We start from the raw sequence: 26,276 nt of genomic DNA on the forward strand, positions 1-26,276 counted from the left end.
AGCGCCGCATGTTGCCGATTTAAGAAAGCCCGGCGGATAATCTCCCGCCGTTGCCCCTCTGTGGCGTCGCCCCCTTTGATTGAGACTGGAAGCCTGTCATGAGCGATCTTTCCGCCTTTGCCGTTACCCAGAAATGGCCTGCGCAATTCCCCGAGTGGATTCAGCTGTACTCGTTGCCGACCCCCAACGGGGTCAAGGTCTCGATCATGCTCGAAGAGATCGGCCTGCCGTACGAAGCGCACCGGGTCAGCTTCGAGACCCAGGACCAGATGACCCCTGAGTTCCTCAGCGTCAGCCCGAACAACAAGATCCCGGCGATTCTCGACCCCCACGGCCCGGGCGACCGGCCCCTGGCGCTGTTCGAGTCGGGGGCGATCCTGATCTACCTGGCGGACAAGAGCGGGCAACTGCTGGCCCAGGAATCGGCGGCGCGTTTTGAAACCATCCAGTGGCTGATGTTCCAGATGGGCGGCATCGGGCCGATGTTCGGGCAGGTGGGGTTCTTCCACAAATTCGCCGGCAAGGACTACGAGGACAAGCGGCCGCTGGAGCGTTACGTGAATGAGGCCAAGCGATTGCTGGGGGTGTTGGACAAGCACCTGAAGGGGCGCGAGTGGATCATGGGCGAGCGCTACACCATTGCCGATATTGCGACCTTTCCGTGGATTCGCAATTTGATCGGGTTTTATGAGGCGGGTGGGTTGGTGGGGATCGACAGTTTCCCCGATGTGCAGCGGGTGCTGGCCAAGTTTGTGGCGCGGCCGGCGGTGATTCGTGGGTTGGAGATTCCCAAGGTGGTTTGAGGTGTTTTTTTAGGGGGGCGCGAAGGGGGGCATCTTCGGTGTTGCGGGTGTGGCTACTTAGGGGTTTGCTCTTGTAGCGAGTGGGACGGGGTACATATCCGGTGCTGCGGTCACGGCCACTTAGGGTTTCGCCCTTACGGCGACTCACTTTTGTCAAACGACACAAAAGTAAGCAAAAAGTCTTGCCCCTCCATACGGCCCCTCGCTGGGGCTCGGGGTGCCCGAGCTCCGGCATTGCTCCGGGGGCCCGCCGCCAACCGGCCATTCATGGCCGGGCGGCGGCTAGCTCGGCATCCATGCCGAGCTGCCCCCTACGCAACGCCTACGCTCGGCCTGCTGGGAAGGGGCCGGAAGATCAAGATCAAGATCAAAAGCCAACGCCAAGGTGCGCATGCTGGTTCCCTGTAGCCGCTGCCGCAGGCTGCGAACGAGCGCTCGCGCTCGCAAAACCAGGCGGCGCGATAGGTCAGGAATATCGGGGAGGCAGGTTTAGCGTCTCCTGCGGAGCCGGTCGCAGCCTTCGGCAGCGGCTACATTAACGCGAACGGCAATGAAACAGGCCGCCGTCAGATTCTGCTTTTGATCTTGCTTTTGATCTTCCTGCCCCCTTAGACACGATGGCCGAACGCAGGCATTGAGCCGTGGGTAACCCGGCAGGGATGCCGGGTTAGCCGCACTGGGCCATGGATGGCCCATTGCGGCGGCCCACGGATCAATGCCGGAGTGAGGGCATGCCGAGCCTAGGCGAGGCACCGAGTGGAGGGGCAGGAGCCTTTGGTTACTTTGGGCTTTTCAAAGTGACTCGCTGTAAGAGCGAAACCGCCAGTGGCCGTGACCGCAGGAATGGATATGTACCCCCTCCCACTCGCTGTAAGAGCGGAACCCCAAGTAGCCCTGACCGCAGCAGCGGATATGTACACAGCCCACCGCTGTAAGAGCGAAACCACCAACCGCCACACCCGCAGCAACGAATATGTACACTTCACCCCCAGCCCCCCACCGACCCCAGGCTCCCTCTAAATGCCCGCCCTGAACTTCAAACAAATCGACGTCTTCAGCTCCACCCCCCTCAAGGGCAACCCCCTGGCCGTTGTGTTCGACGCCGACAATCTCAGTGACGAACGCATGGCCGCGTTCGCCACCTGGACCAACCTCAGCGAAACCACCTTCCTGCTCAAGCCCCGCGACCCCCGCGCCGACTACCGTCTGCGGATCTTCACCACCCTCCAGGAGCTGCCGTTTGCCGGTCACCCGACCCTGGGCAGTTGCCATGCCTGGCTCGAAGCCGGTGGGGTGCCCCAGGGCGAGGAGATCATTCAGGAGTGTGAAGTCGGTCTGGTGCGCATTCGTCGTCAGGGCGAAAAGTTGGCCTTTCTCGCGCCGCCGCTGCTCAAGTCCGGCCCGGTGGAGCCCGAGGTGCTGGAGCAGGTAGGCCGTGGCCTGGGCCTGAAAGCCGGGGATATCGTCCAGGCGCAGTGGGTCGACAACGGCGCCGGCTGGCTGGCGGTGATGCTCGGTGAGCGCCAGCAGGTGCTGGATCTGCAACCGGACTACCCGGCACTGATCGGTCTGGCTGTAGGGGTGATCGCGCCCTGTGACCCCGAGCGCGATGACACCGAGGCGCAGTTCGAGGTGCGGGCCTTTATCGCCGGCGACGGCATGCCCGAAGACCCGGCCACCGGCAGCCTCAATGCCGGGATCGCCCAGTGGCTGCTGGGGACCGGGCAGGCGCCGTCGCGCTATCGGGTCAGCCAGGGCCTGAGCATGGGCCGCGCTGGGTCCATCGATGTGGAGCAGGTGGGCGATGAGGTGTGGATCGGCGGCTCTGCCGTCACCTGTATTGAAGGCAAGTTTCTCGCGGGGTGAAGCCGCGGCAAGTTTCCAGCTCCAAGCCCAGCCCGGCGCAGTTGCCACTTGCCGCTTGCCGCTTGCCGCTCGAAGCTTGTTGCTTGTTGCTTGTTGCTTGTTGCTTGTTGCTTGTTGCTTGTTGCTTGTTGCTTGTTGCTGCTCCTCTGTCTTGCGTCAGATGGTCGCAGGCCGGCCTGCGCGGGCCCTCGCCAAGCCCATGAATAGCGGGCCTGGCGCTGATTGTTAGCAGATTCGCAAGACTCTCTTGAGCCGTGCGGGTTTGTACCACGGCGGCTCTGGGCATAAGCTTTCAGCCTTTTTTCGCCATCGCTCGTGTTGTCCCGCGCTCAGCCTTAGGAAAAATCATGTCCAGCCAGTTCCCAGAAGCCCGTCCCCGTCGCCTGCGTCGCTCCGAACAACTGCGCAGTCTGTTCCAGGAAACCGAATTCACCCTCAATGACCTGGTGCTGCCGATTTTCGTCGAGGAGGAAATCGACGATTTCGTGCCGATCAAGAGCATGCCCGGGGTGATGCGCATTCCCGAATCCAAGCTGGCCGGGGAGATCGAGCGTTACGCCCGCGCCGGGATCAAGTCGGTGATGACTTTCGGTGTGTCGCACCACCTGGACTGCGACGGCAGCGATACCTGGAAGGAAAACGGCCTGGTGTCGCGCATGTCGCGCATCGCCAAGGACGCGGTGCCGGAGATGATCGTGATGTCCGACACCTGCTTCTGCGAATACACCGAGCACGGCCACTGTGGCGTGATGCACGGCCATGAAGTGGACAACGACCAGACCCTGATCAACCTCGGCAAGCAGGCGGTGGCCGCGGCCCGTGCCGGCGCCGACGTGATCGCGCCGTCGGCGGCCATGGACGGTCAGGTCCAGGCCATCCGCCGCGCCCTGGACGCCGCTGGGTTCACCCAGACGCCGATCATGGCCTATTCCACCAAGTTCGCTTCGGCGCTCTACGGCCCGTTCCGCGAGGCCGGTGGCAGCGCGCTCAAGGGCGACCGCAAGAGCTACCAGATGAACCCGATGAACCGCCGCGAAGCGGTGCGCGAGTCCCTGCTGGACGAGCAGGAAGGCGCCGACTCGCTGATGGTCAAGCCCGCCGGGGCCTACCTGGACATCATCCGCGACATCCGCGAGGCCTCGCGCCTGCCGGTGGCGGCGTACCAGGTCAGCGGTGAGTACGCGATGATCAAGTTCGGCGCCCAGGCCGGGGCCATCGACGAGCAGCGGGTGGTGCGTGAAAGCCTGGGTTCGATCAAGCGCGCCGGCGCCGACCTGATCTTCACCTACTTCGCCATGGACCTGGCCCTGGCCGGGATCTGATCCCGAACCCGGCCAAACCGTCCCTCCACGAACGCCGCCCGGCGTTCGTGGCTATTGCCAAGACTTCCGCCTCTACATGACAATGCGATTCATTATCAAATATGAATCCTTACTGTCATGCCCGCCGACGACTTATCCCTGCGCTGCGCCGTCACCGATCTCTACACCCATCACCATGGCTGGTTGCAGGGCTGGCTGCGCCAGCGCCTGGGCAATGGCTTCGATGCCGCCGACCTGGCTCAGGACACCTTCGTGCGGGTGCTCAAGGCCCGCAACGCACAGGACATCCGTGAGCCGCGGCCCTACCTGTCGCGCATTGCCCGGGGCTTGCTGATCGATCTGTTTCGCCGCCGCTCCCTGGAGCAGGCCTACCTCGAAGCCCTGGCCCGGGTGCCCGAGGGCGAGCACCCGTCGCCGGAGGAGCAGAGCGTATTGTTCCAGGCGCTGATGGAAATCGACCGTCTGCTGGATGGCCTGGGGCCCAAGGTCAAGCAGGCCTTCCTGCTGTCCCAGTGCGACGGCCTGACCTACGAGCAGATCGCCGAGCGCCTGCAGATTTCCGTGCGCAGTGTGAGCAACTACATGGCCAAGGCCATGGAGCACTGCTGCCTGATGCAGATGCGGATGCAGCTGTCATGAGCTTTGCCGGCCTGCAACTGAGCGTCGCCGAGCGTCAGGCCATCAGCGGCGCGGCGCGCTGGTACGCGCAATTGCGTTCCGGCAGCGCCTCCGAGCAGGAGCAGGCGGCCTGGCGCGAGTGGCTGGCCGCCGACCCCTTGCACCGCCAGGCCTGGGAGCGCATGCAGCAGTTGGGCGAGCAGATCTCGGCGCTGCCCGGCGGCCTGGCCGGCTCGACCTTGCGCGGGGCCGGGCGTTCGCGCCGCGAGCTGATGCGCAACCTGGTGGTGCTGGCCTCGGCCGGTTCCCTGGGCTGGCTGGGCTGGCGCAGCGACAGCGCCCAGCAGTTGCTGGCGGACTACCGGACGCAGATCGGCGAGCGCCGACAAGTGCGCCTGGCGGATGGCAGTTCGCTGCTGCTCAATACCAACACCTCGATCAACGTGCAGTTCGACGGCCAGCAGCGCAAGGTCCAGCTGCTGTGGGGCGAGATGCTGGTGAGCACCGGTGCCGACCCGCTGCAGCGGCCGTTCCGGGTACAGACCCGACACGCCGAGGTGCTGGCCCTGGGCACGCGCTTCGTGCTGCGCAGCGACGAGCGCGAGGAGCAGGTGGCGGTGCTGGAGCACGCGGTGCAGGTCAGCCTGGGCGATGGCAGCGCGCCGCGTCGGGTCGAGGCCGGCCAGCAACTGGCGTTCAGCGGCCGGGGCTTTGCCGCGCTGCGGCCCAACGATGCTTCGGTGGGCGCCTGGCGCCAGGGCAGCATCATCGCCATCGACCGGCCCCTGGGGGACTTGCTGGCCGACCTGTCGCGCTACCGGCGCGGGGTGCTGCAGTGCGATCCGCAGATCGCCGGGCTGAAGATCTCCGGGGCCTTCCCCATCGACGACACCGACCGTGCCCTGGCGGCGTTGGAAAGCGGTTTCTCGCTGCAGATCAAGCGCTATACCCGTTACTGGGTGCGGGTCTCCGACAGCCGCCTGGGCTGAAGCGTCGGAAAAAAATTTCGTGATCCTTGCAGGTTGGCCAGCCCTGGTCCGGCTTATCCCCCAGTGGATTCATTTTCGTTAGCGGGGAAGGCAAAGCATGTCTGATGTTCACAAGTCGACGTTGGCCCGGGCAATCAAGCTCGGGCTCTGGGGTGCACTGGCGGTTTACGGGGCGACGCTGTTGCCGTTGACCGCGCTGGCGGCCAGCGAGCAGAGCGCCGTGCGCCGCTTCGACATTGCCCCAGGGGATCTGACCGAGGTGCTGAGCCGCTACGCCAGCGCTGCTGGGGCGGCGATTTCCTTCGACGCGCGACAGACCGCCGGCCAGCGTTCGGCGGGGCTCCAGGGGGATTACGGGGTGCAGGAAGGCTTTGCGCGGATTCTCGCCGGCAGTGGCTGGCAGGCCGAACCCCAGAGCAACGGCAGCTACGTGCTGCGCCCCGTGCCCAAGGGCAATGGCACCCTGGAGCTGGGCACCACCCAGGTGCAGGGCCAGGAGCTGGGGGCCACCACCGAGTATTCCGGTTCCTACACCACCGGCGCGGTGACCATCGGCAAGGGCCAGCACTCGCTGAAGGAAACCCCGCAGTCGGTGACCGTGATCACCCGCAAGATGCTCGACGACCAGAACCTCAACACCATCGACCAGGTGATGGAAAAGACCCCGGGCATCACCCTCTACGACTCGCCCATGGGCGGCAAGTATTTCTATTCCCGGGGCTTTCGCATGACCGGCCAGTATCAGTACGACGGCGTGCCCCTGGACATGGGCAGCAGCTACGTGCAGGCCGACAGCTTCAGCAGCGACATGGCCTTCTATGACCGGGTGGAGATCTTGCGCGGCGCCGCCGGCATGCTCAAGGGCGCGGGCGGCACCGCCGGCTCGGTGAACTTCGTGCGCAAGCGCGGCCAGGCCACGCCCCACACCGAGCTGACGATGTCCGCCGGCAGTTGGGACAACTACCGGGCCCAGGTGGACACCGGCGGGCCGTTGAACGATGCCGGCACCGTCCGTGGCCGGGCAGTGGTCACCCAGCAGACCCGGCAGTATTTCTACGACCTGGGCGAGCGCAAGGATCAGGTCTACTACGGCGCCCTGGACTTCGACCTCAGCGACGCCACCACCCTGGGCCTGGGCATGGCCTATGAAGACGTCGACTCGCGCCCGTGCTGGGGCGGCCTGCCGCGCTACAGCGACGGCAGCGACCTCAAGCTCGGCCGTTCCACCTGCCTGAACACCGCCTGGAACAACTCGCGCAGCAAGCGCGCGACCTATTTCGCCGACCTCAAGCAGCAACTCAACGACGACTGGGCGCTGAAGGTGGCCGGGGTCTACAGCCGCAACACCCAGGACATCGAGTACGCCTTCCCCAGCGGTTCGGTGCCGGTGGGGGCCAACCGTTCCAGCACCCTGATGCTGGGCAGCACCTATGACTACGATCAGGTGGACTACGGCTTTGACGCCTATGTCGACGGCCGCTTCCAGGCCTTTGGCCGGGAGCACGAACTGGTCGTCGGTGCCAACGCCAGCCGCTCGATCAAGGACGACTTCTACGCCGTGGCCGGCTTGCCGCAGCGGCAGAACGTGCTGGACCCCGATCACCACCTGCCCAAGCCCGATGCCAGCTACTACGAAAGCAATTCCACCCGGGGCGGCCCCTCTGATCTGCGGATCCAGCAGCAGGGGCTGTATTCCACCCTGCGCCTGAAACTCGCCGACCCGCTGACCCTGGTCATGGGCAGCCGGGTCAGTTGGTACAAGTCGCAGAACGATGCCGTGGCCTACTGGCGCGACACCCGCACCCCCAGCAGCGCCCGTTCCAAGGAAACCGGCGAGGTCACGCCGTTCGCCGGGGTGCTGTACGACCTCAACGACAACCTCACGGTCTACGCCAGCTACTCCAGCATCTTCACCCCTCAGGGCAGCTATCGGACCCTGGACGGTGCGTCTCTCAAGCCGCTGGTGGGCAAGAGCTACGAAGCGGGGATCAAGGGCGAGTGGTTTGACGGTCGCCTGAACAGCGCCTTCAGCCTGTTCCGCACGATTCAGGAGGATGCGCAGCAGGACGATCCGGCCTGCCCGGACAGCACCTGCTCGCTGAACTCGGGCAAGGTCCGTGCCCAGGGCTTTGAGGCCGAAGTCAGCGGTGAGGTGATCGAACGCCTGCAACTGCTGGCCGGCTACACCTACACCCAGACCAAGACCCTGGAGGATGCCGACAGCAGCAAGAACGGCCAGTCGTTCAACTCCTACGTGCCGCGGCACCTGCTGCGGGTGTGGGGCGACTACCAACTGGGCGGTGCCCTGGAGCGCTTCAATGTGGGGGCTGGGGTCAACGCGCAAAGCGACAACTACCGGGTCTCGCCCACCAGCGGCAAGCACATCAGCCAGGCCGGCTATGCGATCTGGAACGGGCGCATCGGCTATCGCATCGACGACACCTGGTCCCTGGCGCTCAACGGCAACAACCTGCTGGACAAGCGCTACTACACCACCATCGGCACCGAAGGCTTCGGCAACTTCTACGGCGACCCGCGCAACTTCACCCTGTCGGTCAAGGCCGATTTCTAAGGGCCCTGGCGCTCGGGCAGGCTTTCTGCGCGCTCGCTTCAGGCCTTGGGCGGTGCGGCGTCGAGCGGAGCCATGACCCGTCGCAACCGCGGCTAGGGGGGGGGAGGGCGGCGCCTATGCATGTGCAACCCGATGCCCGGCCCCGGCTGCGCAGTGCGCCGAGCGCGGATCAGCGCGGTTTGAGGGCGGCCGGGCTGTTCTGCGGGGAGATCTCGCGCTCGCGGAAATAACGCTCCAGCACCCGCGGATCGGCCGAACGTTCGGCCAGGGCCACGTAGGTGTCCGGGCGCAGCAGGTACAGGGCGTTGCGCGCCAGCCCCGCGTGGGCGTGGGCCGGGCGCCAGTCGAAGAGGCGCAACGGCACCCGGTGTTCGGCGCACCAGTCCTGTACCGCGTTGCTGGTGACGCCGTAGACGTGCACCTGCCAGCCCAGGTGATCGAGGCTGTCGAAGTTGTCGTGCTCGCCGTCGCGGACCCAGGGCAGGCGGTCGCCGCCGTGCACTGGGCCGACGCCACCGGCGCTTAGGGGCATGCCCCGGTAGTTGAGGGTGATCTGCGACACGGTGCGAAAGAGAAATTCCCGGGCACTGTCAAAGGCGGCGATCTTCGGCAGCAGCAGGGGCGCCAGGCGGGTGCGTACCAGGTAGGCGACCGGGCCATCGGCGGTGGCGAAGCTGAACACCCGGTCGGTGGTGGCCACCAGGCGCCGGGCAAACTCCATGCGTTCGATCTCATAGCTGTCCAGCAGGCTTTCGGCGCTCTGGCCGCTGAGCACCGCCGCCAGTTTCCAGGCCAGGTTGATGGCGTCGCCGATCCCGGTGTTCATGCCCTGGCCGCCGGCCGGGCTGTGCACATGGGCGGCGTCCCCCAGCAGGAATACCCGGCCGCAGCGAAACTGCTCGGCCACCCGGTGATGCACCTTGTAGGTGGAGAACCAGTTGACCTGGTTCACCTCGACCTTGAGCTGGCGCATGGCGCGCTGGCTGACGTCTTCGAAACGCAGGTTTTCCGGGTGTTCGGCCCGTTCGTCGCGCACCGTGCCGATCAGCCGCGCGCGGCCGCTGTGGGCCAGGGGAAACACCGCGAGAAAGTCGGCGTCGTCCAGGTCCACGTGCAACTGGCCGTCGATGCTCGGGCCGCTGGCCTCGACATCGGCGACATAGAACACCTGCTGGTAGGTGCCGCCGGGAAAGCCGCTGCCCAGGGTCTTGCGCACCGTGGAGCGGGCGCCGTCGCAGCCGGCCAGGTAGAAGGCCTGGCAGTGTTCCTCGCGGCCGTCGGGGCCGCGCAGGCGGGCGTTGATCAGGTGGCCGTGGTCGGTGAAGGCCAGCAGTTCGGTGCCCCGTTCGACCTCCACCCCCAGCAGCGCCAGGCGCTCGATCAGCAGCTGCTCGTGTTCGTCCTGGGGAAAGATCTGCAGGAAGGGGTAGGGCGTCAGGTCTTCGCCGATGGCGTTGAACGGCAGTTGTGCGGCCCGTTCGCCGCGGACCCAGAGGTTGACCGCCGGCACGTGGTGGCCGCGTTCGACGATGGCCTGGGTCAGGTCCAGCTGGCGGTACAGCTCCAGGGTCCGGGCCTGCACCGCCAGGGCCCGGGAGGTGGTGCCCGGGCCGAGGGTCTTGTCGATGATCCGTACCTTGATCCCCTGCCGGCGCAGCCAGAGCGCCAGCACCAGGCCGGTGGGGCCGGCGCCGATGATCAGTACGTCGCTGCAGTTCATGTGTTTGCCCTCGCTAAGAGATCAACGTTATGCATCGGACTGCGGGCGGCGCCTGCCGCGGGGTCAACGCTGGGCGAAGGCCAGGTTCAGGCCCAGTCCCGCGAAGCTTGCGGCAAAGCTGCCGCGCAACCAGTTCTGCACCTTGGGCGACTCGATCACCGCGGTACGGAACAGATTGGCCAGCAGGCCGTAGAGCACGAACACGAAGAAGGTCATGGCCATGAACACGCCGCTCAGGAGCAGCATCTGCGGGATCGGGTCGCTGCCGTCGTGGGCGATGAACTGGGGCAGGAAGGCCAGGAAGAAAATGGTCAGCTTGGGGTTGAGGATGTTCAGCAGGCAGGCCTTGAGCATCAGCGCGCCGGCGCCGTGGCTCACCGCCTTGCTGTCCACCGCAAAGGCCGAGCGATCACGCCAGGTGGCGTAGGCCAGGTAGAGCAGATAGGCGACCCCGGCGAACTTCAGGCCCTGGAAGGCCAGGGCGCTGGTGTGCAGGATCGCCGACAGGCCGAGGATCGAGGCCAGCAGGTGCGGGACGATCCCGGCGGTGCAGCCGATGGCGGTGAACAGGCTGGCGCGCTTGCCGGCCACCAGGGCGGTGGAAATGGTCAGGATCACGCCGCTGCCGGGAATCAGCACGACAATCAGGCTGGTAAGCAGAAAATCCAGGGTCAACATCCGGGTGTCACTCCATTGAGGGCGGGGTCATCAAAGTACACCCAGCCACACCGCCAATAGAAGGATTTTAGCCTGTAGCCGCTGCTGAGCCTGCGAAGCTGCGCACCTTGCCTGGCGATTTCCCGTCGATCACGCAGAGGCCTCAGGGTCCGAAGCCTTTCGCAGCCTGCGGCAGCGGTGGCACAAACCCCGGATCGGCATTGGCCGTAGCCGCTGCTGAGCCTGCGAAGCTGCGCGAAGGTCCGCAGGACCTTGCCTGGCGATTTCCCGTCGATCACGCAGAGGCCTCAGGGTCCGCAGCCTTTCGCAGCCTGCGGCAGCGGCTACAGGGCGTGGCGGGAACAGCGCTCGCATTCTTTGGTCGAACGCCCCAGCCGCTGCTTTACTTGCACGGCCCTCGTCCAGCCATCTTGCGGAGTCCCATGATTTCCTCTCGTCTTCTCAGTTGCTGCCTGGGCCTGTCGCTGCTGGCCGGTTGCGCCAGCCCACGTGGCCCCCAGGCACCGACGCTGACCCCGGAGCAGACCCAGGCGCGGATCCTGCGCCTGCTGCCGGCCCATGTCGGCGACCGCCAGGGCTGGGCCCGGGACATCCAGGTGGCCTTCAGCGCCCAGGGGTTGGAACCGAGCCCGAGCAACCTGTGCGCGGTGCTGGCGGTGACCGAGCAGGAATCGACCTTCCAGGTCGACCCGACGGTGCCGGGCCTGGGACGCATTGCCCGGGAGGAAATCGACCGCCGCGCGGCCAAGGTGCATGTGCCGGCGTTGCTGGTCAGCGCCGCCCTGCAAGTGCGCGGCGCGGACGGCCAGTCCTACAGCCAGCGCCTGGCCCGGGCCCGCAGCGAGAAGGAGCTGAGCGCGATCTTCGACGACTTCATCGGCCAGGTGCCCCTGGGCCAGACCCTGTTCGGCCGTTTCAACCCGGTGCACACCGGCGGGCCGATGCAGGTCAGCATCGAGTTTGCCCAGCAGCATGCTCAGGGCTATCCCTATCCGGTGCAGGGCACCATTCGCCATGAAGTCTTCAGTCGCCGTGGCGGCCTGTACTTCGGCATCGCCCACCTTTTGGGCTACCCGGTGGACTACCCGCAACCGCTGTACCGCTTCGCCGACTTCAACGCCGGCTGGTACGCCAGCCGCAACGCTGCCTTCCAGGCTGCGGTCAGCCGCCTCAGCGGGATCAAGTTGGCCCTGGACGGCGACCTGATCCGTTACGACTCGCTCCTGCCCGGCAGTACCGAACTGGCGGTGCGCACCCTGGGCAAGCAACTGGGGCTGCGCAACCCGCAGATCCGTGAGCAGATGGAACAGGGCGACCGCCAGGACTTCGCCCAGACCGAGCTGTACCGCCAGGTGTTTGCCCTGGCCGATCGAGCCGCCGGCCGGCCCGTGCCACGCCAGCAGTTGCCGGGCATCGAACTCAAGAGCCCGAAGATCACCCGCCAGTTGACCACCGCCTGGTTCGCCAAGCGCGTGGATGAACGCTACCAGCGTTGCCTGCAACGGCCGCTGTAACCCCAAGGGCCTGCCCGTCGTAGGAGCTGGCTTGCCAGCGAAGGCGTCCGTCAGGGTGATGCAAGGCTTGCGGTCCTGTTCGCCGGCAAGCCGGCTCCTACGGTTGGGCGCTGAGATGTTCCTGCCTGCCGTAGGCGCTGGCTTGCCAGCGAAGGCGTCCGTCAGGGCTATGCAAGGCTTGCGGTCCTGTTCGCCGGCAAGCCGGCTTCTACGATTGGGTGCTGAGGTGTTCCTGCCTGCCGTAAGAGCTGGCTTGCCAGCGAAGGCGTCCGTCAGGGCGATGCAAGGCTTGCGGTCCTGTTCGCCGGCAAGCCGGCTCCTACGATTGGGCGCTGAGGTGTTCCTGCCTGCCGTAGGCGCTGGCTTGCCAGCGAAGGCGTCCGTCAGGGCGATGCGAGGCTTGCGGTCCTGTTCGCCGGCAAGCCGGCTCCTACGATTGGGCGCTGAGGTGTTCCTGTCTGCCGTAGGCGCTGGCTTGCCAGCGAAGGCGTCCTTGAGAGCGCAGCAGGACCCTCAGGCCTCTTCGTCGGCGAGTGCCGGATGATTGGGCGGCTTGTCAGGCACTTGGGTCGCGTGGCAGGATGCGCCATGAATTTTTTCCGCCTCGACTCCCGCCTGCATCACCATCGACCTCAGCTTCGGGGCCGTGGTCGCGTGTGCGCGTCGAGCGGTCAGTCATCCAGACACTGCGATCACTGACCAACGATGAAAAAAACCAAAGGCGCCCGACAAGGCGCCTTTTTTATTGCCTGTCAAAAACCAAGAGGAAACACCCATGACCATGCTCCGTGGCACTCGAATGATCACCGGCCCGCAAGCTGCCGCCCTACGCACCCTGGAAGAGCGCTTCCGGAGCTGGCTTCATCGAAGCGGGTGCTGAAGAAGTCATAGTCCCGGCGCTGTGGGGCCAGGACACCTTTATCGAAAAGGCCGGCGGCAGTGAAGTCATCGGCCAGATGTGGGCCTTCAACGACAAGGCCGGACGGCCGTGCTGCCTGATTCCGGAAGCCACTGCACTGTTCCAGGAAACCGCCCGCGAGCTGTTGGCAGGACGGGAGCAGGCGATCTTTTTCTACGTCGCTCGCTGTTATCGCTATGAACGGCCGCAAGCCGGGCGGTATCGAGAATTCACCCAGTTGGGCCTGGAGATACTGGGGCCCAAACCCTTGCAGGCGCTGGAGCGCGCGCGGGAACTGTGCGTTGGCTTTCTGGATGCCCTGGGCCTGGAGTACGAGCTCAACCTCGGGGTCAAGCGCGGCCTGACCTACTACCTCAATGGCGAAGGTTTCGAGGTGCGTTGCCCGCAGTTGGGTGCGCAACAGCAAGTGGTAGGTGCCGGCGCCTACCGCGAAGGTGCCGGATTCGGCATCGGCCTGGAGCGCCTGCAACTGGCGCTGCAACCCCAGTCGTAGGCGCTGGCTGGCCAGCGAAGGCGCCGTTGGGAGCGCTGCAGGATTCGCCGGCCTCTTTGCCGGAGAGCCGGCTCCTACGGGGCCTTGCGCGGTGTGTGGGCTAACCGTAGGAGCTGGCTTGCCAGCGAAGGCGCCCGCAAGGGTGCCGCAAAACTCAGGGGCGGCGACGCACGAACTTGCGCCACAGCCAGACCCACAGCAGTGCCAGCGGGAAGGCCAGGATCACGAAGGGCAGGGCCTGGCTGCCTTTCTCCAGGGCTGCGGCAGTGCCCTCGGCCAGGTTGTCCGGCAGGTCGCGCAGGGCGCGCTTGAGGCTTGAACCGCGTTCTGCGCCGTCACTGGGCAGGAAGTTCAGGGTCAGGCGGTTGGTGTCCAGGCGACGCTGGTGTCCGGCAGCTGTCTGGGCCAGGGCCTGCAGGTCATTCTCGATGCCTGCCTGCTCCTTGCTCAGGGCGATCAGGTCGCTGACGCTGATGTCCTTGCGCGCCGCCAGTTCATCCAGGCGCTGTTGCTGGGCCTTGAGTCGCTGTTGCTGGCGTTGCACATCGGCCACGGCGTCGGCCAGGTCTTCGGCGCTGGTGACCCGCTCGCCCAGTTCGGCCCCTTCGGACGCCTGCTTGACGATGGGTTCGACACCGTCCGGGGCGATTCGCAACACCACCCGAGCGCGGTACTTGCTCTGCTCCAGAAGCAGGATGTTGCAGGCGCCGAACTGGGCCTTTTCGCAGGACTCGCGGGTTTGTTCCAGGTGCGGGCCGATCTGTTCGGCGGGCAGGGACAGGGTCAGTTCGTGCTCGTAGGCCAGCAGGGCGCCAGCCTTGCCCTGGGCGCCGCCGAGGGCCACCGCGGAGCTGTTGTGATCACTGGGGGAACAGGCACTGAGGGCCAGGGCGCCGAAGAGGGCAAAGGCCAGTCGACGGCGGATGGCAGGGTGATCGTCCTGATGTTGCATGGAGGCTCCTTGAGTACTTGAAACTGCGGCTAGGGCGCAGGCGCGCATCTTACCGCTGTTCCCGGGATCACCACGATCGCGGCGCAACTTATTTTCATCCATTTGCCTGGCTGATGCTCATGGGCACCTTGGTCAATCAGGGCTACACCTGTCGCCCTGTGCAACCCTCGTTACCCAGCGGTTCAAGGAGAACCTCATGAGCGAATCGGACATCCCCCCGGGCTTCAGTCCCTGGCCTCGCAACAGCCCGCTGCTGGAGCTGATCGGCCCGGTCTATGGGCGTGGCAGTGGCCGTGAACTGTGCCTCGGCCTGCGCGCCGACACCCGCCATGCCAACGGCCGGGGCACGGTGCATGGCGGCATCATCGCCACCCTGGCGGACATCGGCATGGGCTACGCCATGGCGTTCTCCAGCGAGCCGCCGTTGCCGCTGATCACCGCCAGCATGACCCTCGACTACCTGGGGGCGGTGCAGGTCGGGGAATGGATCGAGGTGCGCCTGGAGCATGCCAAGCGCGGCCGGCAGATGGCCTTTGCCACCGTGGTGCTGCGAGTCGGCGAGCGTGAAGTGGCCCGGGCCAGCGGCGTCTTCGCCGTCCCAACCGCAGCCCTGTAGCCGCTGCTGAGCCTGCGAAGCTGCGTAAAGGTCCGCAGGACCTTGCTTGGCGATCGCCAGCCAAACCGCTATTGATCTTGAGAACCCTGCGTCCCTGCGGGCCGTTCGCAGCCTGCGGCAGCGGCTACACAAATCCCGGATTGTCATTGGACTGTAGCCGCTGCCGAGCGTCAGCGAGGCTGCGCAAAGGTCCGCAGGACCTTGCTTGGCGATCGCCAGCCAAACCTCTATCGATCCTGAGAGACCTGCGTCCCTACGGGCCGTTCGCAGCCTGCGGCAGCGGCTACATAAATCCTGGATCGGCATTGGCCTGTAGCCGCTGCTGAGCCATGGCGAAGCTGCGCAACGGTCCGCAGGACCTTGCCTGGCGATCGCCAGCCAAACCGCTATCGATCTTGAGAACCCTGCGTCCCTGCGGGCCGTTCGCAGCCTGCGGCAGCGGCTACACAAATACCGGATCGGCATGGGCCTTGTAGCTGCTGCCGAGCGTCAGCGAGGCTGCGCAAAGGTCCGCAGGACCTTGCTTGGCGATCGCCAGCCAAACCGCTATCGATCTTGAGAACCCTGCGTCCCTACGGGCCGTGCGCAGCCTGCGGCAGCGGCTACAGCTGCTTCCAGTCCAGGCCGAAGCGCGCCAGGTATTTGCGCAGGCGGTCGGCGTCGTTGGGGTTGGCCTTGCCCTGGCGCGATACGCCGAACAGCCGACGCCCGGCGTCCGAGAGGCTGTCGGCGCGACGGCATTCGGCAATCACCGCCTTGAGCTGCAGGCGGTCGAACAGGTCCAGCTCTACCTCGGCGCCCAACAGTTGCTGCAGTTCATCCTCGGCATTTTCCAGGCCCCAGGCGTGGCGCAGGCGCTGGATTTCCTCTTCGACCTGGGCCTGGTCGATGCGTCCGCTGTCGGCCAGGGTGGCCATGCGGGTGATGGATGCCGACAGCTCGCGGAAGTTGCCCAGCCACGCCGCTTCGCTGGAGCTGGCGAAGGCCAGGTAGCGGCGCCGCGCCTCCAGGTTGAAACGCACCAGTTGCCCTTGCTCCCGGGCGTGGCGCTCCAGCTCGAAGTCGATGTTCGGCTCGATGTCTTCGCGGCGCCCGGCCAGCCCCGGCAGGTTGAAGGTCCAGAGGTTGATCCGCGCATACAGGTCTTCGCGGAACAGGCCCTGGGCCACCCGGTCGCGCAGGTCGCGGTGGGTGCCGGCGATGATCAGGAAGTCGCTCTGCACCTCCTGGTCCGCGCCCATGGGGAAGAAGCGTTTTTCCTCGATGGCCTTGAGCAGCATCGCTTGTTCGTCCAGCCCCAGCTCGCCGATTTCATCAAGAAACAGCATGCCGCTGTGGGCCGCCCGCAGCAGGCCCTCCCGGGCGTTCTGGGCGCCGGTGAAGGCGCCCTTGATATGCCCGAACAGCGCCGACATGGCACCGTCGCCGCGCAGGGTGGCGCAGTTGACCTCGACAAAACGCCCCTGCACCTGATGCCGCCCACGCTTGAGTTCATAGATGCGCCGGGCCAGGAACGACTTGCCGGCACCGGTGGGGCCGATCAGCAGCATCGGTGCCTTGGAGCGCACCGCGACCCGTTCGATCTGCTCGATGGAGCGGTTGAACGCCGGGTTGCGGGTGGCGATCCCGGACTTGAGGAAAGCCAGGCCTTCCAGGCGCCTGTGGGCAAAACGCGAGGCGATGCGGTCGTAGCGCGACAAGTCGAGGTCGATCAGCGCGTGGGTGCCGGTGGCGTGTTCGCTGGGGTCGCGGCGCCGGGCCGGCGAGGTCTGGATCAGTCGGGCAGGGAGGTAGCGCGCCTCGGTCAGCAGGAACCAGCAGATCTGCGCCACGTGGGTGCCAGTGGTGATGTGCACCAGGTAATCCTCGCGCTCGGTGTCGAACGGGTAGGCGCTGGTGAAGTCGTGCAGGGCGGCGTAGACCTCCTCGAAGTCCCAGGGGTTGTTCAGGCCCATGGGGTGCAGGCGCACTTCGGTTTCCGGCGACACCTGGCGCACGTCGTTGGCCACCCGTTCGGCCAGGCTGACATCCCGGGCGTCCAGGCCGTGGATCAGTTCCAGGCGCTGGATCAGCACGTCCTGCTGCTGGCACAGACCGACCGTGGGCCGCCAATGGCTCCAGCGATTGGCGCCCTTGCCGACGCGATCGAGGGTGGAACCGATAAAACCGATGGCGACCGTGGGCTTGCTCGACATGTTTATACCTGAAGATAAAAAGCGATAGGCAAAGATATAAAAATATCGAGGCGTTTGTCTTGTCGAATGGCCAGTGAAAAAGAGAATAAAAATAAAACCGTTATAAATCAATAAGTTAAAAAATAATTTGCTGGAAAAATAAAACCTGGCACAGCGGCTGCAATGTATCTGGCAACGAACGAGACAACAGAGCGAGACGCCAAGATGGCCAACTTCCAGCTGTTCAACACCCAACAGGCAAAAGCGCCAGCGAGCACCACCCTGAACGCTTCCAAGGCACCGGCCTATGCCTACAACGCCAAGCATCGCCTGGCCCAGCTGGCGGTCACCGGTTGCCTGAACTCGACCTTCTACACCTCGCCTGAAGGCCAGCTGGACGCGGTGCTGCAACTGGTGAGCGAGTTGGACAGCCGCTTCGTCGCCCAGGCCGCCCGTTACGCTCGGCAGCAAGGCCATATGAAGGACATGCCGGCGCTGCTGCTGGCGGCGCTGACCGCGCAACGCTCGGCCCTGGTGCCGGAGCTGTTCGCCCAGGTGGTGGACAACGGCAAGATGCTGCGCAACTTCGTGCAGATCCTGCGCAGCGGCGTGACCGGGCGCAAATCCCTGGGGTCGCAGCCCAAGCGCCTGGTGCAGAACTGGTTGAACACGGCCAGCGAGCGTCAGCTGTTGCAGGCTTCGATCGGCACCAAGCCGTCCCTGGCGGACGTGCTGAAGATGGTTCACCCCAAGCCAAGCGATGCCTGGCGCGAAGCCTTCTTTGCCTGGGTGATCGGCAAGCCGGTGGATGTGCAGGCGTTGCCTGAGCTGACCCGCGACCTGCTGGCGTTTCGCAGCGGGGCGACACAGGAAGTGCCGCAGGTGCCGTTCCAGTTGCTCGGCAACGAGACCCTGAGCGCCGGACAATGGGCGGCACAGGCCCGCAACATGGGCTGGCAGGGGCTGCGCATGAACCTCAACACCCTGGCGCGCCACGGCGCGTTCCAGGTGCCGGGTTGCAGCGAGTACGTGGCGGCGCGGCTGGCGGATGCCGGTGAAGTGGCCAAGGCCCGGGTCTACCCGTACCAGTTGCTGGCGGCCTACCGCATGGCCGGCGAGGACGTGCCGCAAGCGGTCCGCGAGGCGCTGCAGGATGCCCTGGAGCTGTCCCTGGCCAACGTGCCGGCGCTGGCGGGCCACGTGGTGGTCTGCCCGGATGTCTCGGGCTCGATGCACAGCCCGGTCACCGGCTATCGCCAGGGCGCCACCACCGCGGTGCGTTGCATCGATGTGGCGGCACTGGTGGCGGCGGCGGTGTTGCGCAAGCAGCCGGCGGCGCGGGTCATGCCGTTCGAGCGGGGTGTGGTGAACATCCACCTCAACCCGCGGGACAGCGTGATGAGCAATGCACAGAAGCTGGCCAACATCGGCGGAGGCGGGACCAACTGCTCGGCGCCCCTGGCGCAGTTAGCCAACGCCAAGAGCCGCGTGGACACCCTGATCCTGGTCTCGGACAACGAGTCGTGGATCGATGCGCGGCGCCACGGCGCTACGGAAACGATGCGCCAGTGGGAGCGGATCCGGGCCATCAACCCGCAGGCGAAGCTGGTGTGCATCGATATGCAACCCGGCGCCACGACCCAGGCGCCAGACCGCGAGGACATCCTCAACGTCGGCGGCTTCAGTGATGCGGTGTTCGATGTGATCGAGCAGTTCACTGCGGGCAACTACGGTGCGCAGCACTGGGTCAAGGCAATCGAGGCGATGCCGCTCTGATCGCTGGAACATGAGATAAACCGTGCGCCGGCCAGCCGGTGCACACCACAGATTTTTTGATCATTGGCCCTGAATGCCGCTGTGACTACATCCAAAGGCGTCTCAGCAACTTTTGTCAGGGCCGGTGAGGGCACGAATGCCAGTGGCTGTACATCCTGGTTAAGCCGGTTCGAATCCGGCCATCAGTCACTACTTTTGTCGTGCCACCTTTTTTGCAGTTTTTGCGACGAATGCGGATGGAACTACATCCCAGGTTCGGGATGCGGGTTCGATTCCCGCCGGTGCTGGAAAACGGCGCCGTGGTTCAATGGTCAGAACACGAACGCATTGTTCCATCGACTCTTGTCGTCGCATCTTTTTTCCCGCCTCGGCGGGATGGCAGCGAATGCCACGGGTACTACATTTTGTCGCGGGTTCGAGCCCCGCCAGCCGCAAGGCTGTAGCTCAGTCGGTAGAGCAAATGTGCCTGTTCCCTTGTCGCTGCCCGCAGGCCTGGCCTGCACCGATTGACCCGGCGAATGCCGGTGGAACTACAGGACAGCGAGGTCGCGGGTTCGAGTCCCGTTCACCGCAAGGTGCTAGCTCAGAGGCAGAGCGCGCTGCATGTTCCACCTTCACTTGTCGCCGTCTGTACCGAACACCGAAATTCCGTAGGAGCTGGCTTGCCAGCGAAGAGACCCTTGAGATCGTCTTCTGCGCCCCCGGCTCCTACACACCCTAATGAACAAGGCTGAATCAGCGGCCACAGGAAAAAGAGTCAACGACATGGAACACAAAACCTACCAACTGCTGGAAGTGGCCAACGGCAAGCCGATCAAGATGTGGACCCAGGGCGTGCCCGTGGAAAACGAAGCCCGCCAGCAATTGATGAACACCGCGAAGATGCCGTTCATCTTCAAGCACCTGGCAGTGATGCCCGACGTGCACCTGGGTAAGGGGTCGACCATCGGTAGCGTGATCCCCACCGTAGGCGCGATCATCCCGGCCGCGGTCGGGGTGGATATTGGTTGCGGAATGATCGCCGCCCGTACTTCGCTGACCGCCTCGGACCTGCCGGATAACCTGGCCGGATTGCGTAGCGCCATCGAGGCCGCGGTGCCTCACGGTCGTACTTCGCCCCGTAGCGGTCGCGATAAGGGCGCCTGGGGTGATGTGCCGCAGCAGACCGACCAGGCCTGGGCTGCGCTGCACCCGCGCTTCAAGGCGATCACCGATAAGTACCCGGCCCTGGCCAACAGCAACAACCGCCAGCACCTGGGAACCCTCGGCGGCGGTAACCACTTCATCGAGGTTTGCCTGGATGAAGCCAACCGGGTCTGGTTCATGCTGCACAGCGGTTCCCGTGGCGTAGGTAACGCCATCGGCAACCTGTTCATTCATCTGGCACAGGCCGATATGCGTCAACATATCGCCAACCTGCCGGATCGTGACCTGGCCTACTTCGAGGAAGGCAGCCAACACTTCGACGATTACGTGGAAGCCGTGGCCTGGGCCCAGGATTTCGCCCGGCAGAACCGTGAGCTGATGATGCAACTGGTGATCCAGGCCACCCGCAAGGTGATCAGCAAGCCCTTCGAGGTGGCGCTGGAGGCCGTCAACTGCCACCACAACTACGTGCAGAAGGAGCGCCACTTCGGTGAAGAGGTGCTGGTGACCCGCAAGGGCGCGGTGTCGGCGAAGAAGGGCGAGCTGGGGATCATTCCGGGGTCGATGGGGGCCAAGAGCTTCATCGTTCGCGGGCTGGGTAACGAGGAGGCGTTCTGCTCCTGCAGCCACGGCGCGGGGCGTACCATGAGCCGCACCAAGGCCAAGAACACCTTCACCCTGGCCGACCAGATCCGCGCGACCGCTCATGTGGAGTGCCGTAAGGACGAAGCGGTGATCGACGAAATCCCGATGGCCTACAAGGACATCGACCAAGTGATGCACGCCCAGCGCGAGCTGGTGGAAGTGCTGCACACCCTGCGTCAGGTGGTGTGCGTTAAGGGGTAGAACAATGGACGACATGGACGCCTTGATAGCGGCGCCGCCCGGCTGGCATTACCAGCTGAGCGACTACGAAGCCCGCCGCGTGCGGGAGGTGATGGACGAATTGGATCGGCACAGCGCCTGGCTGGAACTGAGCCGCTTTGGCAACGGTTTCGTGCGTCAGGCGGCGGTGCGCCACCTGGCCGCGCTGCCTTCGGCCGAGGCCTTGGCGGCCTTGCTGGAGCGCCTCAACGATTGGGTGCCCCAGGTGCGCCTGGAGGCCGCCGCGGCGGTCGAGGGGTATCTGGCGCCAGAGCGCGCCGAGCTGCTGTTGCAAAGCCTGAAGCCGCTGCTGGCCCTGGCCGGCAAGCAACGCGCCGACCACGGCGCGACCCTGGAACGGGCGCGTTCGGTGTTGCAACTGGCCCAGGTACGCGAAGAAGTTGAAGACGCCTTTGGCGATTGCCGGGGCAAGGCCGCGCGCTTTGTCTTCGAGCTGTTGCTCGAAGGGGCGCAGGATCGGGCAGCGCTGCTGGCCCGGGCTTTGCGCCACAGCGAAGTCAGCGTGCGGCAGATGGCCGTGGATGCCTGCGCCGAGCTGCCTGCCGGGCAGGCCGTGCCCCTGCTGGAAGAGGTGATGCACAGCTGCGGTGCCAGTGTGCGGGTCAAGGCGCTGCGCTTGCTGCTGCCGTTGCTGGCCGATCCTCGCGAGTATCTGAGTCAGGCATTGCTGGACCCTTCGGGGGCCTTGCGTTGCCTGGCCCATTGGGCCGCGCCCCGTCATGGGCTGGACCCGCGCGAGGTGTTGCTGCAACGGCTGCAACAGCCGGCACCACGGAACAAGCGCGCTTGGCTGGGGCTGTTGGGGTTGGTCAAGGAACTGCAGGAGCCCATGGCCGATGTCATGGTGCGCCAGGCCTTGGCCTCGCCGGCGCCGAGTGTGCGCCTGCTGGCCCTGCAGACCCTGGGCGAGCGTGGCATGGCCGAGCAACTGGCGGCCCTGGACGACGCCTCGGACAAGGTCTTCAACTGCGCCCTGGGCCTGTTGCACGAGCAACCCTGGGCGGTGTTCGACGAAGCCCTGGAACAGCGTCTGGACCAGCACTGGCACGACCTGCCGAAGGCGCGGCGCTGGGCCCTGCTGGCCCTCAAGCCGGGCTGGCGCCAGCTGGAGTACCTGCTGTGGCGCCTGGGGCAGGGCGGCAGCGAAGCCGCCTATTGGCGCCAGACCCTGGCGCACTGGTGCGATAGCCGCTACGGGATGTTCGACCCGGTCACCCCCAAGCCGCTGCGCGAAGCCATGCTGCAGCGCTTGCAGGCCATGGAGGCAGCCGGTGAATTGCCCGCAGGTACAGCCCAGCGCCTGCTTTGAAAAATGGAGAGCGCCTTTATGCAGCCGCGGCCACTGTTGACCCGAATAGAAGATGAACACTGCCGCGCGCTACGCCAGCAACTGAAGGAGGTGTATTGCGTCTTCGATTTTGTGCTGCTGGCGGTCGAACCCGAGGCGGTGGTGGATCAAGCCCTGCATCGCCAGGGCTTGCAGCACCTCTACCAGCACTTGATGGCCGAACGCCGCGAGCGCTGGGAGCAACTGCGCCAGGACCCGCGCTACGCCGACGTCGGCCTGACGTCGATGCGCTGGGAGCAGGAGCGGGCGGTGCCCGAGGCGCTCAGTCAGGAGCAGGTCCGGCAGTTGGTCTGCGAAAACCTGGAGCAGCAGGAGCTGGCCTTGTACCGGGCGTTTCGCCAGCCGCCATACGGGCTGCATTTCCCCGGCGGCGCCGAGCAGGCGCGGCAGGTGTACGGCCAATGGCTGGACCTGCTGGGGCTGGACCCCGAACAGCAGCCCCAGGTGATCAACTGGGTAGGCAACCTGGAACTGGACTGTCAGGCGCCGGACATGGGCCCGCACCTGCAGCCCTGGAGTGACTATTTCGACGAAGGCCTGGAGTGGTGGGGCGTCTGGTGCCTGACGGTGTGGAACCCCGTGCGTCGGACCCTGAGTGTGCTGGCTGCCAGCGCCACCGATTGAACAAGGAAAAAGGATCATGGAACACCTGGAGCGTCATCCCCTGAGCAGCGCCATGCGTGAGCGGGTATTGGCCGAGCTGGCGCGGATCGAGCGCGAGCGCAATGTGCAGGTGCTGTACGCCTGCGAATCCGGCAGTCGGGCCTGGGGCTTTGCCTCCACCGACAGTGATTACGACGTGCGTTTCGTCTACGTGGAAAAGCCCGAATGGTTCATCCAGGTGGAGGCCGGGCGCGACGTGATCGAACGTCCCCTGGACGACGAGCTGGACATCAGCGGCTGGGAACTGCGCAAGACCCTCGGGCTGTTGCGCAAGTCCAACCCGACCCTGCTGGAATGGCTGGATTCGCCCCTGGTGTATCGCAGCGAAGCGGCCGCCACCGCGCGCTTGCGGGAGCTGGCGGAGGCGTTCTACAGCCCGCCGGCGGCGCGCAATCATTATCTGTCGATGGCCAAGAAGAACTTTCGCGGTTACCTGCAAGGCGACAGCGTGCGTTTCAAGAAGTACTTCTACGTACTACGGCCCTTGCTCGCGGTGCGCTGGATCGATCAAGGCCGCGGCCGACCGCCGATGACCTTCGCCGACCTGCTGACCACGGTCGACCACCCACCGCTGCTGGACGAAGTGGCCGAGCTGCTGGCCTTGAAACGCAGCGCCGAGGAGTCCGCCTACGGGCCGCGACGCCCGGCACTGCACGCCTTTATCGCCGCCGAGCTGGAACGCCCGGTGCCGAAACTGGCGCGCACCCATGAAGACAATGCGTTGCTGGACGCCTACCTGCGGGAAACGGTCCGGCACTACGCCTGAGGAATGAAATGAAACAGGAAGTCATCGAACTGGACGGCGCCATCGGCGGCGGCCAGGTACTGCGCAGCGCCTTGAGCTTATCGATGCTTAGCGGCAAGACCCTGCGTATCCATAATATTCGTGCCCGGCGCAGCCGCCCGGGGCTGCTGCGCCAGCACCTGACGGCGGTGCAGGCGGCGGCCCAGGTGTGCGGCGCCAAGACCTCGGGGGTCGAACTCGGCTCCCAGGCCCTGACCTTCGAGCCGGGGCCGATCCGTGGCGGCGACTACCGCTTCGCCATCGGCACCGCTGGCAGTTGCACCCTGGTGCTGCAGACCCTGCTGCCGGCCTTGTTGTACGCGCCGCAGCCCAGCCGCGTGAGCATCAGTGGCGGCACCCACAACCCCCTGGCGCCACCGGTGGATTTTCTCCAGCAGGCCTGGCTGCCGTTACTGCGGCGCATGGGCGGGCGGGTCGAGCTGCAACTGCTGCGCCACGGTTTTGTCCCGGCCGGCGGTGGTGAGCTGGAGGCCTTTGTCCAGCCTTCGGTGTTGCAGCCCCTGCACCTGGAGGCGCGTGGCGCACTGCTGGGGCGTCGGGCCTGGGCGCTGAGCGCGGGCCTGCCCGAGCATGTGGCGGAGCGCGAGTTGCGCCGGGTGCACAATCGCCTGGAACTGCCACGGGAGCACCTCACCCCGGTGCAGCTGGATGAACAATACGGCCCGGGCAATGTGCTGTTGCTGGAGTACACCTTTGAACACCTGACCGAGCTGTTTTGCGGCTTCGGTCAGAACAGCCTGCGGGCGGAGAAGGTCGCTGACCTTGCCATCGATCAGGCTCGGGACTGGTTGGATTCCGGCGCCGCGGTGGCCGAGCACCTGGCCGATCAACTGTTGCTGCCCATGGCCCTGGCCGGCGGCGGCAGTTTCACCACGCCGCGCATGACCGAGCACCTGGAAAGCAATATCCGCGTGATCGAGGCGTTCCTGCCGGTGCGCATCCAGACACAGACGGGCAATGCGCAGGCGCTGCGGGTCGAGTGTCTGGCCCGCCACGGCAATGAGTCCGCCACCTGATCGCCATCGGGGCCGGCATTGCCCGGCGCTCCTCATCCCTCAGGAGCTGGCTTGCCCGTGGAAGCGGCCCTGACATCGCCGCAGGACTCAAGGGCTGCTTCGCTGGCACACCGTCTCCCACGGGGGGCGGCGTTGCCGGATAATGCCCGGCTTCACGTTCGGAGAAGTACGCAATGGATCGCAACAGCTGGCTCAAGGCCTTGAACAAACTGCTGACGCTGGTGCAGCACCTGGTGGTGCTCGGCGGCTTTTTTCTCGCCGCGCTGTTACTGGGGTTCACCATCAAGTCCGAGTGGCAGCCCTTTCTGGCGGTCTTCCTGGCCTCGCTGCTGATGATCATCGGCGTGATGGTGCATGAGGGCGGGCACTACCTGGGAGCCCGCTGCTGCGGGATGCCGGTGTTGCAGGCGCGGATCGCCGCGGTGGAGGTGCAGGTGTTGCGCCGCGGCTGGCGCCTGCGCTGGTCGCCGCAGCTCAAGCGCAATCGCCTGGGGGGCTATGTGATGGCGGCGAGCAACCTGCAACGGCCGTTGCGTCGGCAATGGATGCTGATGGCCCTCGGCGGGCCGCTGCTGAATCTGCTGGTGGCGGGCATGGCCCTGGCGCTCGGGCTGTACTGGCAAGGGGTGCCCGGGGCCCTGGCTTTGGCCTTTGCCATCATCAATCTGGTGCTGGGGGTGGGTAATCTGCTGCCGGCCTGGCAGGTATTGCCCAGCGACGGCATGTTGGCGCTGGGGTGGTACCTGCACCGCGACGATCAACGTCCGGAGCTGGCCCAGGCGCGTCTGCTGGCCCTGACCGTGGCCGGGGTGCCCAGCGCGCAACTGCCGGCCCGGGACCTCGACCTGCTGGCCCAGGGCGCCATGCCCGGCCCTCTGGTTGCCTTCGGCTACCGGCTCAATGCAAGGCAGGACCAGGGCGACTGGTCCGGGGTTCTGCAGATGGAGCAGGAGCTGGACCAGCTGCTTGCCGCCCGGGCCGGGGAGTTGACCGGCATGAGCGGCCTGATCGAGCTGTTGCGTGGCGAGCTGGGTTTCAGCCGGGCCTACCTGCAGCGCGACGCCGGGCTGCTCAAGGGCCTGTCGATGAGTGCCGATGTCGACTGGTTTACGCCCTGGTTGCGGCCGCGCTGCCAGGCATTGGCGGCCATCCTTGCAGGTGATCATCGGCAGGGCGAGGCCTATGTGCAGCAAGCGCTGCAGGCGGCGGATAACTGCGTGGTGCGCTCCCAGGGGTGCAGCGAAGCCTTGCTGGCCGCACACCTGCGGGCCCTGGCGCAGCCGTAGCGCGCCGCTGCGCCGGGCGCAGTTCTTCGCAGCGCTTGTCCGGTGAGGCGCCCCGGAGACGAGGCCGGGCTCTTGGGCCGCTTTGCCGGCGAGAGTGAAAGTCATCGGTATACGA

Annotated in this window: 20 protein-coding genes; 16 read left to right on the plus strand and 4 right to left on the minus strand. The window is 65.6% G+C overall.

Annotated features, from left to right (window positions below; all coding sequences use genetic code 11):
* Positions 1–98 precede the first annotated feature (98 nt).
* The 6 genes from POS17_RS11285 (at position 99) to POS17_RS11310 (ending at position 8,170) form a co-directional block, all read left to right on the plus strand.
* A complete protein-coding gene (locus POS17_RS11285; protein WP_060838616.1) occupies positions 99–803 on the plus strand; it encodes a glutathione binding-like protein in 705 nt (234 codons plus the stop codon).
* A 1,020-nt stretch (positions 804–1,823) separates the two neighbouring features.
* On the plus strand, positions 1,824–2,669 hold the full coding sequence (locus POS17_RS11290; protein ID WP_060838617.1) for a PhzF family phenazine biosynthesis protein: 846 nt from the start codon (positions 1,824–1,826) through the stop codon (positions 2,667–2,669).
* Positions 2,670–3,016: 347 nt separating this feature from the next.
* Positions 3,017–3,991: a porphobilinogen synthase gene (gene hemB, locus POS17_RS11295; protein WP_016962997.1), complete on the plus strand. Its 975-nt coding sequence runs from the start codon at positions 3,017–3,019 to the stop codon at positions 3,989–3,991.
* A 117-nt stretch (positions 3,992–4,108) separates the two neighbouring features.
* On the plus strand, positions 4,109–4,630 hold the full coding sequence (locus POS17_RS11300; protein WP_060838618.1) for a sigma-70 family RNA polymerase sigma factor: 522 nt from the start codon (positions 4,109–4,111) through the stop codon (positions 4,628–4,630).
* On the plus strand, positions 4,627–5,598 hold the full coding sequence (locus POS17_RS11305; RefSeq protein WP_060838619.1) for a FecR family protein: 972 nt from the start codon (positions 4,627–4,629) through the stop codon (positions 5,596–5,598). The genes POS17_RS11300 and POS17_RS11305 overlap by 4 nt, the downstream gene beginning before the upstream one ends.
* Before the next feature lie 97 nt (positions 5,599–5,695).
* Positions 5,696–8,170 (plus strand): TonB-dependent siderophore receptor, encoded by a 2,475-nt coding sequence (locus POS17_RS11310; RefSeq protein WP_060838620.1) that lies wholly within the window; start codon positions 5,696–5,698, stop codon positions 8,168–8,170.
* 169 nt (positions 8,171–8,339) lie between these two features.
* Here the strand turns inward: POS17_RS11310 and POS17_RS11315 are convergent, their stop codons facing one another.
* Together POS17_RS11315 and POS17_RS11320 are read right to left on the minus strand one after the other, a co-directional pair.
* Positions 8,340–9,890 (minus strand): FAD-dependent oxidoreductase, encoded by a 1,551-nt coding sequence (locus POS17_RS11315; RefSeq protein WP_060838621.1) that lies wholly within the window; start codon positions 9,888–9,890, stop codon positions 8,340–8,342.
* Between the two features lie 63 nt (positions 9,891–9,953).
* Complete coding sequence (locus tag POS17_RS11320) at positions 9,954–10,568, minus strand: LysE family translocator (RefSeq protein WP_060838622.1); 615 nt, start codon at positions 10,566–10,568, stop codon at positions 9,954–9,956.
* A gap of 422 nt (positions 10,569–10,990) precedes the next feature.
* Here POS17_RS11320 and POS17_RS11325 point away from each other — a divergent pair, with 422 nt between their 5' ends.
* Together POS17_RS11325 and POS17_RS11330 are read left to right on the plus strand one after the other, a co-directional pair.
* Positions 10,991–12,082 (plus strand): DUF1615 domain-containing protein, encoded by a 1,092-nt coding sequence (locus POS17_RS11325; RefSeq protein WP_060838623.1) that lies wholly within the window; start codon positions 10,991–10,993, stop codon positions 12,080–12,082.
* A gap of 818 nt (positions 12,083–12,900) precedes the next feature.
* Positions 12,901–13,494, plus strand: a complete 594-nt coding sequence (locus POS17_RS11330; RefSeq protein ID WP_060838624.1) for an ATP phosphoribosyltransferase regulatory subunit — start codon at positions 12,901–12,903, stop codon at positions 13,492–13,494.
* Between the two features lie 154 nt (positions 13,495–13,648).
* Here the strand turns inward: POS17_RS11330 and POS17_RS11335 are convergent, their stop codons facing one another.
* Entirely contained in the window at positions 13,649–14,446 is a 798-nt protein-coding gene (locus POS17_RS11335) for a DUF4349 domain-containing protein (RefSeq protein WP_060838625.1), read from the minus strand.
* Between the two features lie 196 nt (positions 14,447–14,642).
* Between POS17_RS11335 and POS17_RS11340 the strand changes: the two genes are divergently transcribed.
* On the plus strand, positions 14,643–15,062 hold the full coding sequence (locus tag POS17_RS11340; RefSeq protein WP_060838626.1) for a PaaI family thioesterase: 420 nt from the start codon (positions 14,643–14,645) through the stop codon (positions 15,060–15,062).
* A gap of 602 nt (positions 15,063–15,664) precedes the next feature.
* Here POS17_RS11340 and rtcR read toward each other — a convergent pair.
* Positions 15,665–17,257, minus strand: coding sequence for an RNA repair transcriptional activator RtcR (gene rtcR, locus POS17_RS11345; RefSeq protein WP_060838627.1), 1,593 nt, complete (start codon positions 17,255–17,257; stop codon positions 15,665–15,667).
* A gap of 204 nt (positions 17,258–17,461) precedes the next feature.
* Between rtcR and POS17_RS11350 the strand changes: the two genes are divergently transcribed.
* The 7 genes from POS17_RS11350 to POS17_RS11380 all read left to right on the plus strand — a co-directional run bounded on the left by POS17_RS11350 (position 17,462) and on the right by POS17_RS11380 (position 26,161).
* On the plus strand, positions 17,462–19,012 hold the full coding sequence (locus POS17_RS11350; RefSeq protein WP_060838628.1) for an RNA-binding protein: 1,551 nt from the start codon (positions 17,462–17,464) through the stop codon (positions 19,010–19,012).
* Between the two features lie 765 nt (positions 19,013–19,777).
* A complete protein-coding gene (locus POS17_RS11355) occupies positions 19,778–21,004 on the plus strand; it encodes an RtcB family protein (RefSeq protein ID WP_060838629.1) in 1,227 nt (408 codons plus the stop codon).
* A gap of 4 nt (positions 21,005–21,008) precedes the next feature.
* Positions 21,009–22,352 carry a HEAT repeat domain-containing protein gene (locus POS17_RS11360; RefSeq protein ID WP_060838630.1) on the plus strand — a complete coding sequence of 448 codons (1,344 nt, stop codon included), beginning with the start codon at positions 21,009–21,011 and terminating at the stop codon, positions 22,350–22,352.
* 18 nt (positions 22,353–22,370) lie between these two features.
* Positions 22,371–23,015: a hypothetical protein gene (locus POS17_RS11365; protein ID WP_231979024.1), complete on the plus strand. Its 645-nt coding sequence runs from the start codon at positions 22,371–22,373 to the stop codon at positions 23,013–23,015.
* A gap of 16 nt (positions 23,016–23,031) precedes the next feature.
* Positions 23,032–23,820, plus strand: coding sequence for a nucleotidyltransferase domain-containing protein (locus tag POS17_RS11370; protein WP_060838631.1), 789 nt, complete (start codon positions 23,032–23,034; stop codon positions 23,818–23,820).
* An 8-nt stretch (positions 23,821–23,828) separates the two neighbouring features.
* A complete protein-coding gene (gene rtcA / locus POS17_RS11375) occupies positions 23,829–24,875 on the plus strand; it encodes an RNA 3'-terminal phosphate cyclase (protein WP_060838632.1) in 1,047 nt (348 codons plus the stop codon).
* A 173-nt stretch (positions 24,876–25,048) separates the two neighbouring features.
* The gene (locus tag POS17_RS11380; RefSeq protein WP_060838633.1) at positions 25,049–26,161 is read left to right on the plus strand and encodes a M50 family metallopeptidase; all 1,113 of its coding nucleotides are present in this window, start codon (positions 25,049–25,051) and stop codon (positions 26,159–26,161) included.
* The last annotated feature ends 115 nt before the right edge of the window (positions 26,162–26,276 follow it).

It is taken from the genome of Pseudomonas sp. Os17, assembly GCF_001547895.1.
Taxonomy (GTDB): Bacteria; Pseudomonadota; Gammaproteobacteria; order Pseudomonadales; family Pseudomonadaceae; genus Aquipseudomonas.